The sequence below is a fragment of the Streptacidiphilus sp. EB103A genome, from assembly GCF_041261405.1.
Classification (GTDB): Bacteria; Actinomycetota; Actinomycetes; order Streptomycetales; family Streptomycetaceae; genus Streptacidiphilus.
In genome coordinates this window covers 110577-122794 of sequence record NZ_JBGCAQ010000018.1, presented here as the reverse complement: position 1 = coordinate 122794, position 12218 = coordinate 110577, and the positions used below count along the sequence as shown (strand labels likewise).

Genomic DNA, 12218 nt, shown 5'->3' with positions numbered 1-12218 from the left:
AAAACCGGTCAGCGGAAGACCCCGGTGTGGCCGAGGGAGTAGCGGCCGGGCTGGGGGTAGACGGCAAGTCCGTGCGGTCCGTTGCCGACCTGGATCCGGGCGATCAGGTGTCCGTCGGTGGTGGAGATCGCGTACACCTCGGCGTTGTAGCGTCCGGAGAGCCAGAGCACCTTGCCGTCGGCCGAGACGCCGCCCATGTCGGGGCTGCCTCCGCCGGGGATCTGCCACTTGTGCACCAGTTTGCCGGTCGCGAAGTCCAGGACCGAGATCGATCCCTCGCCGCGGTTGGAGATGTAGAGGTACGTGGAGTCCCGGCTGACGTAGAGGCCATGGGCGCCGGCGCCGGTTTTGAGCAGGGTGGGCACCGAGAAGGTGTCGCCGTTCAGCTCCCAGACGCCGCCTGCCATCATGTCGGCGACGTACCAGACCTTGCCGTCCGGGGAGATCTTGACGTCCTGCGGCATGGAGCCGTTGTAGGGGATCCGCTGCCTGGCGATGATCGACATCTTGGCGGTGTCGACCTTGAGCAGATCGCCGGAGAACTCGCAGGAGACGATGAAGTACGTCCCGTCCGGCGAGAAGTCCGCGTGGTTCACGCCTTCGCACCCCGCCGGGACGGACTTGACCACCTTCATGGTGTGGGCGTCCCGGAACACCAGGGCGTGGTCGGCCGAGGCCATCACCACCGCGTGCTTGCCGTCCGGGGTGAAGTAGAGGTTGTACGGGTCGTGCACATCGACCTCGGCGCCCATCCGGCCGGTGGCCGGGTCGATCGGGGTGAGGCTGTTGCCGAGGTCGTTGTTGACCCACAGCGTCTTGAGGTCCCAGGAGGGGACCACATGCTGGGGCTGGTGGCCCACGTGCAGCGTCTGGATGACCTTGTAGGTGGCCGGGTCGATGACGCTGACGGTGTCGGACAGGGTGTTGGGGACGTAGACCCGGGAGGGGAAGTTCTTGACCACCGGCGAGAGCTGGTTGGGACGGTCCGCGGCGTAGACGTCGGTGGGGGAGAGCGGCAGCGGCATCCCGGGGAGGGCGTCGGCGCTGCCCGGCAGCGCGGCGCCGGAGGCCGCTGCGGATCCGGCCGCCCTGTTGGGCTGGACGGCGGAGGCGGTCTGGTTGTGATGGTCGGCCGAGCAGGCCGAGGCGAGCAGGAGGCCGCCGGCGGCGAGCGCGGCGCAGGCAGACAGCGGGAGCATCCGGGTTCGGGAGAGCAAAGCGGAGGGGCGGCGCGCTGCGCCTCGATCAGGGGCGGCGGCGGGTGGCGGGTGGGAGGACATCAGCTGAGCAGCTCCGAGGTTGTGACCGCGCGGAGTCCGCGCCGGTGCAGGCCGTCGAGGATTCCGGGCATCGCGCTGACCGTGCCGCTGTGCCCGAAGTGCATGCTGACCAGGGAGCCCGGGCGTACCCCGTCGAGGACGGTCCGGGTCACCGCGGCCGAGCCGGGGTCGGTGTAGTCGAGGGAGTCCAGGTCGTAGCTGAGGCAGTGCTGGTAGCCGGCCCGGCGGGCTTGGGCGGCGACGGTCGCGGTGCAGTCCTGGGCCTGCGAGGGACGGAACCAGCGTCCGGGGCTGCCGGTGAGCTGTTTCAGCCGGGCGGCGCAGCGGGCGATCTCGGTGTACGCCCCCTGGGCGGTCATGGTGGAGATGGGACCGTGGCTCTGGGTGTGGTTGCCCAGCTCATGGCCGCCGTCCAGGATCCGTGTCGCCATCTCGGGGTACACGTCCAGCCAGCTGCCCACGGCCATCACGGTGACCCTGGCGTTCGCCCGTTCGGCCTCGGCCAGGACCGCCTTGGCGATCGCCGGGTCGCCCTGGCCGTGGAAGGTGAGCGCGGCCTGCGGGCGGGTGCTCGGCCCGGTGGTGATCTCGAACGGCAGCCCGGCGGCGAGGGCGGGCAGGGCGTCGGCGCTTGGCGTCGCGGACGCGGGAGCGGTGGCGCGGGCCGAGGGTCGCGTGCTCGACGGGGCGGCGGCCGCGTCGGCGTGCGCGTTGCCCGAGTTGTCGGAGCAGGCGGCGGTCAGCGAGCCGGCGGCGCCGATGGCCGCGATCCGCAGCAGGCCGCGACGGTCGAGTGGGGTCACCCATCGAACAATAGGGTCAGCTCATCGGTCCCGCGCGGTGAACGCCGGGACGCCGACCGTAGAGTGGCGCCTGGTCAGCTTGGGGTTCCTGGGGCCGGTTCAGGTCCGAAACACGGAGGTGCAGGCACATGCTGCAAGGTCGCCGGGAGCTGCCGTACGGGGTACCCGGACTCCGGGTGGCCCTGGGCGAGGACGGTATCGCCGTGCTGACGCTGGATCGCCCGGAGAAGCGAAACGCGCTCACCCGGGCGATGTGGGAGGCGCTGCCGGAACTGCTGCGGCGGCTCGCGAAGGAGCCGGGGCTGCGGGTGCTGCTGGTGGGCGGCGCGGGCGGGACCTTCAGCGCCGGAGCCGACATCGCCGAGCTGCGCGAGGTCTACGCGGACGCGGCGACGGCGGACGACTACCACGCCGTCAACGTCCGGGCCGAGGAGGCGCTGGCGGCCTTTCCGCATCCGACGCTGGCGGTGCTCCGGGGCGCCTGCGTGGGCGGCGGCTGCCAGCTCGCGGTCGCCTGCGACCTGCGCTTTGCCGCGCCGGACGCCCGGCTCGGGATCACCCCGGCCAAGCTCGGGATCGTCTACCCGGCGGTGCCGACGGTGCGGCTGACCCGGCTGGTCGGGCCGGCCAGGGCGAGCTATCTGCTCTTTTCGGGTGAGCTGCTCCCGGCGGCGACCGCCCTGGTCTACGGGCTGGTCGAGGAGGTCGCCGTGGACGTGGAGGCCAGGGCGCTGGAGTTCGCCAGGACCCTGGCGGCGCGCTCGGCGCAGACCCAGGGCGCGGTGAAGGCGGTGATCGCGGCCGAGCTGGGCGGCGGGGACCCGCAGGCCGCGGTGGCCGGGTGGGAGCGGGCCTCGCGTACCGCGCCGGATGTGGCGGAGGGGCTGGCGGCGTTCGTCGAGCGGCGGCAGCCCAAGTTCTGACAGTTCGCCAGATAGCGGGGCGAGCGGTCAGGCGTATAGCTGCCAGGGCGGTTATCCGCCACCTCCGGCCCGCGCATTCGATGGTGTTCCTCCCAAGGATGTCCTCCAACCTCTGCTGTCTCGCAGATCCAGGAGGACACCCCTGTGCCACCTTCCCTCTTCCGGCGCCGCGGCCTGATATCGGCCGCTGCCGCTCTGGCGCTGCTGGCGGTCACCCCGTACGGCGCCCACGCGAGCGGCACGGCCGGGACCGCGGTCCCGGCCGGCGCCGGTACGACGGTCACCCGCACGGTCACCCTGATCACCGGCGACACCGTCACCGTGAAGACCCTCAGCGACGGGCGCAGCGTCGCGACGGTGCGGCGCCCGGACGGGCTGACCGGCGGCGTCCGGACCCGGACCGTGGGCAAGGAGCTGTACGTCTACCCGGACGAGGCGCTGCCCTATGTGGCGGCGGGCGTCCTGGACCAGCGGCTGTTCGACGTCACCCAGTTGATCGCGGACGGCTATGACGACGCGCACACCGGCACGCTGCCGCTGATCGTCCAGTACGGCGGGACGGCGGCGAAGTCGGCGGCGGCGGTTCCGCTGGTGCCCGGGCTGGCGGCGACCCGGAAGCTGTCGTCCATCGGCGGTGCGGCGGCGACCGTCAGCCATGCGAAGGCGGCCGGGGTGTGGCAGACGCTGGCGCCGGCCGGTGCCAGGACACGTTCGGCATCAGCTCCGAAGGCGGCCTTCGCCGACGGGGTGACCCACATCTGGCTGGACGGCAGGGTCAAGGCCTCCCTCGCGGACAGCACCGCGCAGATCGGCGCCCCCGCTGCCTGGGCGGCCGGGACCGACGGCAAGGGCGTGGACGTCGCGATCCTCGACACCGGGATCGACACCCAGCACCCGGACCTGGTGGGGCAGGTCGACGCGAGCCAGAGTTTCGTCCCCGGCGAGTCCATCGAGGACCATGTCGGCCACGGCACGCACACCGCCTCGACCATCGCCGGCACCGGCGCGGCCTCGGGCGGCAAGGAGAAGGGCGTCGCCCCCGGCGCACACCTGCTGGTCGGCAAGGTGCTCGACGACACCGGCTACGGTCAGGACTCCTGGGTGCTGGCCGGGATGCAGTGGGCGGCGCAGACCGAGCACGCCAAGGTCATCAGCATGAGCCTGGGCGACGCGAGCGTGGTCGGTGACGGCAGCGACCCGATGAGCCAGGCCGTGGACAGTCTCAGCGCGTCGACCGGTGCGCTCTTCGTCATCGCGGCCGGCAACAGCGGTTCGGCCGGGGTCGGCTCCCCGGGCTCGGCGAGCTCGGCGCTGACCGTCGGCGCCGTCGACTCGGGCGACAACCTGGCGTACTTCTCCAGCACTGGGCCGCGCGCGATCGACGGCGACCCCAAGCCGGAGATCACCGCCCCGGGCGTGGACATCCTCGCCGCCCGCTCCCAGTACATGAGCGACGGCAGCGGCTACTACACGACGATGAGCGGTACCTCCATGGCCACCCCGCATGTCGCGGGGGCGGCGGCGCTGGTGGCCGAGCAGCACCCGGACTGGACCGGGCAGCAGATCAAGGACGACCTGGTCAGCACGGCCGCGCTGACCCCGCAGATCGCGGTCTCCGACGGCGGCAGCGGGCGGGTGGACGCGAAGGCGGCGGTACTGGGCACGGTGCACGCCAGTGCCAGCGCCTGGTCCGGCTACTACCCCTGGCCGCACACGGCCGACAGGCCGAGCGTGAAGACCGTCACTTACACCAACACCGGCAGCACGGCAGTGACGCTGAACCTGGCGGCCGATGTGACCGCCCCGGCCGGGACGTTCACCCTCTCGGCGTCCTCGGTGACCGTCCCGGCGAACGGGACGGCGCAGGTCACCGTCGCCGGTGACCCCGCGAAGGCGCCCTACGGCAACACCGACGGGCAACTCGAAGCCACCGACGCGAGCAGCGGCGCCGTGGTCGCGCACACGCTGATCGGCATCGACAACGAAGCGGAGATGTACAACCTGACGGTCACCGCCACCGATCGGGCCGGTGCTCCGCTGGGCGGCAGCGCGGTGCTCTTCGAGGCGGGCGCGCAGTATGCGCAGACCGTCACCGTCCCGGACAGCGGGAAGCTGACGATGCGTCTGCCCAAGGGCGAGTACGCGCTGCTGATGGAGGCCGACCTGCCCGGCGCGGCAGGCCCGTCGGACCTGGGCCTGGCAGTGCTGTCCGCGCCGCAGATCCAGCTCACGGCCGACCGCACGGTCGCGCTGGACGCGCGGCAGGCGCACCAGGTCTCGGCGGTGACGCCCAAGCGGAGCGCGGCCGAGGAGACCAGGCTGGAGTGGTACCGCTCGGCGGGCGGGACGAGCTTCGACGAGAGCGACATGATCCCCGTCAAGTACACCAGCCTGTGGGCACAGACCACGGCCCCGGTGACCGACGGCGCGTTCTCCTTCGTCGCGCGCTGGCGTGACGCCGAGCCGATGCTGACGGTCAGCGGCGCGGGGCAGTCCTTCACCGACCTGCTGCAGCAGATCGGCTCGACCCAGCTCCCGGCCGGGTCGAGCAGGCTGACGGCGGTCTACGCGGGGCAGGGCGCAAGCACGGCCTACGCGGGCCTCGACGCCAAGGGGAAGGCCGTGGTCGTGGACGACAACACCACGGTCAGCCCCACCGACCAGGCGGCGGCGGCCGTCGCGGCGGGGGCCAAGCTGCTGCTGGTGGTGTCCGGAGCGCTCGGTCGGGTCAGCAACTGGTACGGCGCCGCCGACTACTCGGCGAACAGCCCGATCGAGGTGGCCTCAGTGACCACGACCGAGGGAAAGGCGCTGGAGGCGGCGATCGCCGGCGGTGCGAGGGCGACCAGGCTGGCGGTGGGGTCGCAGCCGGTCCCGTCCTATGCGTACGACCTGGTGGAGCGTCATGACGGCGCGGTTCCGGCGAAGTTGACCTATCGGCCGAAGGCCTCGCAGCTGGCGGAGATCGACAACCGTTTCGCCTCCCCGTCGGGAACGCAGGCGGGCAGCGAGGGCCGCTACGACATGCAGGACTTCGACAGCTACGGGGTCGGCTTCGACCAGAACCAGCAGGTGCCTGCAGCCCGCACCGACTGGGTCACCCCGGGCGGGAACGGCTTCACCTGGTACGACGAGGCAAGCAGCCAGGTGGTGCAGGAGCGCACGCCGCTGCTGAGCTACGCGGCGGGCAGCAGGCACCCGTACAACTGGTTCTCACCGGTGCTGCACCCGAGGCTGAACACCTCGACCTGGCTGCCGCAGCGCAACGGCGACTGGATGACGGTCAACATCCCCGGCTGGGGTGACGCCATGCCCGGCGACAGTGGATTCGACCAGGGCAACGGTCAGTTGAACGAGACGCTGTGGCTCTACCAGGGCAGCACGATGATCAAGAAGTCCAACTACCAGGCGATCTACACGAACGTCCCGGCGAGTACGAACCCGGTGCCGTACCGGCTGGTCGCGGCCACCAACCAGGTCGGGGCGTTCCCGTACACACCCGGCACCCGGACCGAGTGGACCTTCACCTCGGGCACCACCGACCTGTCCGTCATCGACACCCTCCCGCTGATCCAGCTCGACTACGGCGTGGCGACGGACCTGACGGGCAGGGCCTCGCGGTCCGCCTCGATCACGTTGACGGCTTCGGAGTTGGCCGAGATGTCGCGGACGGCGAAGATCGCCGGGGGGACGCTGGAGGTGTCGTACGACGACGGCAGCAGCTGGAAGGCACTGAGGCTGAGCAAGGCGGGGTCGGGGACGGGGGCAGGGGCGGGCAGTTGGACAGCCCAGCTCCACGCGCCGAAGTCGGCGGCGTTCGTGTCGCTCCGCGCCACGGCCAAGGACGCGTCCGGCAACACGGTGACGCAGACCGTGCTGGAGGCGTTCGGGCTGAGGTAGAGGCGGGGCGCGGCGGGGGTCCGGTCTCGGGGGAGGCGGGGCGCCGCCGCAGCTCAGGGCGGCAGCTGCGGGTGGCTTACATGGCGCCACCGTTGCCGCCCTCCGCCGTCCGTGGCTTGTTGCTGTGGCTCGCTTCGCTCGCGGCTACAAGGGCAGGGAGGGGTGTGGGCGGCCCGCCGTTGCCGGGCGGTGGGTCGGTTGGTGGCGGGGGTGTGCAGAAACGATCCTGCCCGTGGCTTGGCCGGTTTTGGGGTCACTGCCCATGCTTTTGGGTCACTCGCCCGACGGATCCCGCCCGCTATGTCCGCTTTTGACGTCGAGAGAGTGACCCGAACGTATAGGCAGTGACCCGAAATGCCCGGCCCGAGGGCAAACCCGGGTCACTTTCGGGACAAGGTGTCACTTGATCATGCCGCAATGCACCATTTGCCCCGGTCTTGGCGTACCAAAAGTGCCCCGGTGTACCAAAAGTGACCCCGGTTCGGCCGAAGCCCTGCCGCAGAATCGTTTCTGCGCCCCCCACCCACCACGCGGGCCCGGGAACGGCGCCCGGCCCGGGCCTGGCTCCCCCGCTGCAGTTGGCCCGCGAGCGGAGCGAGCAACAGCAACAAGCCACGGGCGGGGGTGGGCGGCAACGGTGGCGCCATGTAAGCCACCCACAGCTGCCGCAAACAGCCGACTACGCCGCCCCGCCCTCACTCCCGCGACCCCCAGCCCGGGAACGGCGCCCGGCCCGGGCCCCGCTCCCCGCTGCTGTTGGCCCGCGAGCGGAGCGAGCAACAGCAACAAGCCACGGACGGCGGAGGGCGGCAAGGAACCCGCCATGTAAGCCACCCACAGCTGCCGCCGACCTGCGGAAACGCCTCGCCTCCCCCGTCCACCCAAGGCGCAGGGGAGGCGAGGCGCCGCCGCCACCGTCAGGCGATGCCCAGCAGGTGGTCCAGGGCCAGCTGGTCGAGCTGCTCGAAGGCCATGCCGCGTTCGGCGGCGGCCTCGACGTCGAAGGTCTCGAACGCGGAGTCGTCGGCGAGGAGGTCGGCGAGGGTCTCGCCCTCGGCCAGGGTGGGCTGGGCCAGCTCGTGCAGGCGGGCGGCGCGGAGCGCCTCCTGGACGGCGGGGTCGGCGCGGAACGCGGCGGCCTTGGCCTTGAGGGCGAGGTAGTTGCGCATGTTGCCGGCGGCGGAGGCCCAGACGCCGTCGATGTCCTCGGTGCGCGGGGGCTTGAAGTCGAAGTGGCGCGGGCCGGCGTAGTCGGAGGACTCCAGCAGGTCGACCAGCCAGAAGGCCTGGCGCAGGTCGCCCGCGCCGAAGCGCAGGTCCTGGTCGTACTTGATGCCGGACTGGCCGTTCAGGTCGATGTGGAACAGCTTGCCGTGCCACAGTGCCTGGGCGATGCCGTGCGGGAAGTTGAGGCCCGCCATCTGCTCGTGGCCGACCTCCGGGTTGAGGCCGACGCGGTCGGCGTGCTCCAGCGAGTTGATGAACGCCAGCGCGTGGCCGATGGTCGGGAGCAGGATGTCGCCGCGGGGCTCGTTGGGCTTGGGCTCGATCGCGAAGCGGATGTCGTACCCCTGCGATACAACGTAGTCACCGAGGAGGTCGAAGGCCTCCTTGAGACGGTCAAGCGCGACCCGGACGTCCTTGGCGGCGCCGGACTCGGCGCCCTCGCGGCCGCCCCAGGCGACGTAGGTGGTGGCGCCCAGCTCGGCGGCGAGGTCGATGTTGCGCATGGTCTTGCGCAGCGCGTAGCGGCGGATGTCCCGGTCGTTGGTGGTGAAGCCGCCGTCCTTGAACACCGGGTGGGTGAACAGGTTGGTGGTGGCCATCGGGACGGCCATGCCGGTGGCGTCCAGAGCCTGGCGGAAGCGCTTGATGTGACCCTCGCGCTCGCTGTCGGAGGAGCCGAAGGGGATCAGGTCGTCGTCGTGGAAGGTCACGCCGTAGGCGCCGAGCTCGGCGAGCCGGGTGACGGACTCGACCGGGTCGAGGGCGGGGCGGGTGGCGTCGCCGAAGGGGTCCCGGCCCTGCCAGCCGACGGTCCAGAGGCCGAAGGTGAAGCGGTCCGCGGGGGTGGGTGTGAGGTCGGTCAGCTGCTCGGACATGTGTACGGCTCCAGAAGATGCAGGGCGGGGAGACTATTCGTCATCGCGGTGAACAAATTAGTATCAGCTCGTCGGGAGGGGAACCCCCTGACCCCCACCAAGGAGGATCCGTGCAGGTCGGCAGTAGCGAAATCGTGATCGGGATCGACAGTTCGACGCAGTCGACCAAGGCGGTCGCGGTGGATGTGGCGACGGGGGCGGTGCTGGGCGAGGGCCGGGCCGGGCACACCGTGAGCGGTGGCGCGGGCCGGGAGAGCGACCCGCGCGAGTGGTGGCGGGCGCTGGGCGAAGCCGTGGCCGCGACCGGTTACGCCGAGCGGGCGGCGGCGGTGTCGGTGGGCGGTCAGCAGCACGGGCTGGTGACCCTGGACACGGCGGGTGAACCGGTCCGCCCCGCCCTGCTGTGGAACGACGTCCGCTCGGCGCCGCAGGCCGCCGCGCTGGTGGCGGAACTCGGGCGGGAGACCTGGGCGCAGCGGGCCGGGAGCGTCCCCGGGGCCTCGTTCACCGCCGCGAAGTGGGCCTGGCTGCGCGAGAACGAGCCCGAGGCCGCCGCCCGTACCGCCGCGGTGCGACTGCCGCACGACTTCCTGACGGAGCGTCTGACCGGGGCGGCCGCCACCGACCGGGGCGATGCCTCCGGCACCGGCTGGTGGACGCCCGCCGGGTACGACCTGGACCTGCTGGCCCGGCTGGGGCTCGACGCCGGGATGCTGCCGACCGTGGTGGAGGCCGGGAAGGCGGCCGGTGAGGTGCTCGCCGGGACGGGCAGCGGCAGCGGGCTGCGGCCCGGCACCCTGGTTGCGGCCGGCACCGGCGACAACATGGCGGCGGCGCTGGGCCTCGGGCTCGCCCCCGGGCGGCCGGTGCTCAGCCTGGGCACCTCCGGGACGGTCTACGCGGTGACCCGGGGCCGCCCGACCGACCCGTCCGGCACCGTCTGCGGCTTCGCCGATGCGCTGGACCACTGGCTGCCGCTGGCCTGCACCCTCAACTGCACCCTGGCGGTGGACCGCACCGCCGCTCTGCTCGGTCTGGACCGCCAGGCCGTGGAGCCCGGCGGCACGGCCGTCGTGCTGCCGTACTTCGACGGCGAGCGCACGCCCGACCTGCCCTACGCCTCCGGGCTGATCCACGGGCTCCGCCATGACACCACCGGCGGCCAGCTGCTCCAGGCGGCGTACGACGGCGCCGCCTACTCGCTGCTGGCGGCGCTGGAGCAGGTGCTCGTCGCGGGCGGGGAGCAGATCGACGCCGGGACCGAGCTGCTGCTCATCGGCGGCGGCGCCCAGGGCAGGGCCTGGCAGGACACGGTGCGCCGGCTGTCCGGTCGTCCGGTGCGGATCCCGGTGGCGAGCGAGTTGGTCGCCCTGGGCGCGGCGGCGCAGGCGGCCGCGCTGCTCACCGGCGAGCGCGCGGACGAGGTCGCGCGGCGCTGGGGCACGTCCGAAGGACGGCTGCTGGAGCCGCTGCGGAGGGACGACGCGGCGCTGGAACGGATCGCGGATACGCTGCACCGATCCGGAAGTCTGTTTGACCAGCCCGTCATATGAGCGACAGGGCGCCGCACTGCTGAGAGCACAGGGGTCCCATGCCGAGCCATAGCCACAGCCCGAGCCCGACCGGGGGTGAGCAGCGCCGTCCCGCCTCCCAGCAGGGCATGCGCCGGCAGAACCTGGGCGTGGTGCTGGGCGCCGTCGCCGCGCACGCTCCGCTGTCGCGCGCCGATGTCGCCGCCCGCACCGGGCTGACCAGGGCCGCCGTGTCCACCCTGGTGGTGACGCTGCACGAGGCGGGGCTGGTCAGCGAGCTGGGCCCGGCGCCGAGCGGGCGGGTCGGACGGCCCGGCAACGCCCTGGTGCTCAGCAGCGAGGGCCCGGCCGGCCTCGGCCTGGAAGTCGGGGTGGAGCACCTCGCCGCCTGCGTCGTCGACCTCAGCGGGGAGGTGCGGGTGCAGCGCCGGGTCGTCTCGGCCAACCGGGGGCGTCCGGCCGACGAGGTGCTGGCCGACCTCGGCGCGCTCGCGGCCGAGCTGCTGCGCGAGGCGGAGGCGCTGAACCTGCGCCCGACCGGTGCGGTGCTGGCCGTCCCCGGCCTGGTGGACGCGGCGGCGCGGACGGTCGTGCACGCGGCCAACCTGGGCTGGCGCGACCTGCAGCTGCCGCCCATGCTGCTCGGGCTGCCGCTCTCGGTGGAGAACGAGGCCAATCTGGGCGCCCTGGCCGAGCTGTGGCGGGCCGGCGGCGATGCGGAAGGGCCGACCCCGGTCGACTTCGTCCATGTGTCGGCCGAAGCCGGCATCGGTGCGGCGCTGGTCGTCGGTGGCCGGCTGTTCCGGGGCGCGCGCGGGTTCGCCGGTGAGCTGGGCCATGTCCCGGTGCACCCGGACGGGCCGCTGTGCCCCTGCGGTGCGCACGGCTGCCTGGAGCAGTACGCGGGCGAGCGGGCGGTGCTGGCCGCCGCGGGGCTGCCCGAGGACTCCGGCGACTGGGTCGCCCTGCTGGCCAAGCGGGCGGCGGAAGGCTCCGTCCCGGTACGGCAGGCGCTGGAGCAGGCCGGGGCGGCCCTGGGTACGGCGCTGGCCGGCGCGGTGAACCTGGTCGACCCGGAGGCGGTGGTGCTCGGTGGCGCCTACGCCGAGCTGGGCGAATGGCTGCTGCCCGCGATGCGGGCGGAGCTGGCGGCGAGGGTGACGGTCCGCCCGTGGGAAGCCGCAGCACTCTCGGCCTCCGGCCTCGGGCGGGGCGGGGCGCTGCTGGGGGCGGCGCTGGTTACTGTGCGGCGGATTATTGAGGATCCGTTGGGTGCGTTTGGGGTGGGCTGAGGGATTCTTTCGGCTGCGGACCGTAGCTGGCTTGTCGCGCAGTTCCCCGCGCCCCTAAGCAAGTGCAACTGGCCCAGTTGCAGACCCCCAGGGGCGCGGGGAACTGCGCGATCAACCATGCACAGCCCGCAGCCGAAAGACCCTCAGGCCCCTGCGATGAGGTAGAGCCCGTAGCCCACGGCTGCCGCGCAGACGGCGAAGCAGAGCACGGCCACGGCCAGGGCGCCGCCGCCCCGCGCGGCGGAACCGGAACCGCCGCCCGCGAGAGCGGTTTCGCGGCGCGACAGGGCCGAGACGCCGAAGCAGAACGCAGTGACCACGCCGAGGGTGATGAGAAGGCTGACGCCGAACGTGTTGCCGAGTGCGGCCCAGTGGATCTTCATGGT

General features: G+C 72.5%; 8 protein-coding genes. 4 read left to right on the top strand and 4 right to left on the bottom strand.

The features are described from left to right. Positions 1-8: 8 nt before the first annotated feature. Positions 9-1199 (bottom strand): beta-propeller fold lactonase family protein, encoded by a 1191-nt coding sequence (locus ABH941_RS28035; RefSeq protein WP_370132322.1) that lies wholly within the window; start codon positions 1197-1199, stop codon positions 9-11. An 80-nt stretch (positions 1200-1279) separates the two neighbouring features. Continuing rightward, a complete protein-coding gene (locus ABH941_RS28030) occupies positions 1280-2083 on the bottom strand; it encodes a polysaccharide deacetylase family protein (RefSeq protein WP_370132321.1) in 804 nt (267 codons plus the stop codon). Positions 2084-2211: 128 nt separating this feature from the next. On the opposite strand from ABH941_RS28030, the gene ABH941_RS28025 reads away from it, so the two are divergent. After that, positions 2212-3006, top strand: coding sequence for an enoyl-CoA hydratase/isomerase family protein (locus ABH941_RS28025; RefSeq protein WP_370132320.1), 795 nt, complete (start codon positions 2212-2214; stop codon positions 3004-3006). A gap of 144 nt (positions 3007-3150) precedes the next feature. Beyond that, complete coding sequence (locus ABH941_RS28020; RefSeq protein ID WP_370132319.1) at positions 3151-6906, top strand: S8 family serine peptidase; 3756 nt, start codon at positions 3151-3153, stop codon at positions 6904-6906. Between the two features lie 917 nt (positions 6907-7823). Here the strand turns inward: ABH941_RS28020 and xylA are convergent. Further along, on the bottom strand, positions 7824-9008 hold the full coding sequence (gene xylA / locus ABH941_RS28015; protein ID WP_370132318.1) for a xylose isomerase: 1185 nt from the start codon (positions 9006-9008) through the stop codon (positions 7824-7826). 110 nt (positions 9009-9118) lie between these two features. Between xylA and xylB the strand changes: the two genes are divergently transcribed. Further along, a complete protein-coding gene (gene xylB, locus ABH941_RS28010; RefSeq protein WP_370132317.1) occupies positions 9119-10561 on the top strand; it encodes a xylulokinase in 1443 nt (480 codons plus the stop codon). A 38-nt stretch (positions 10562-10599) separates the two neighbouring features. Further along, positions 10600-11832, top strand: a complete 1233-nt coding sequence (locus ABH941_RS28005; RefSeq protein WP_370132316.1) for an ROK family protein — start codon at positions 10600-10602, stop codon at positions 11830-11832. A 143-nt stretch (positions 11833-11975) separates the two neighbouring features. On the opposite strand, the gene ABH941_RS28000 is transcribed toward ABH941_RS28005, so the two are convergent. Next, positions 11976-12215, bottom strand: coding sequence for a hypothetical protein (locus ABH941_RS28000; RefSeq protein WP_370132315.1), 240 nt, complete (start codon positions 12213-12215; stop codon positions 11976-11978). Between the last annotated feature and the right edge of the window lie 3 nt (positions 12216-12218).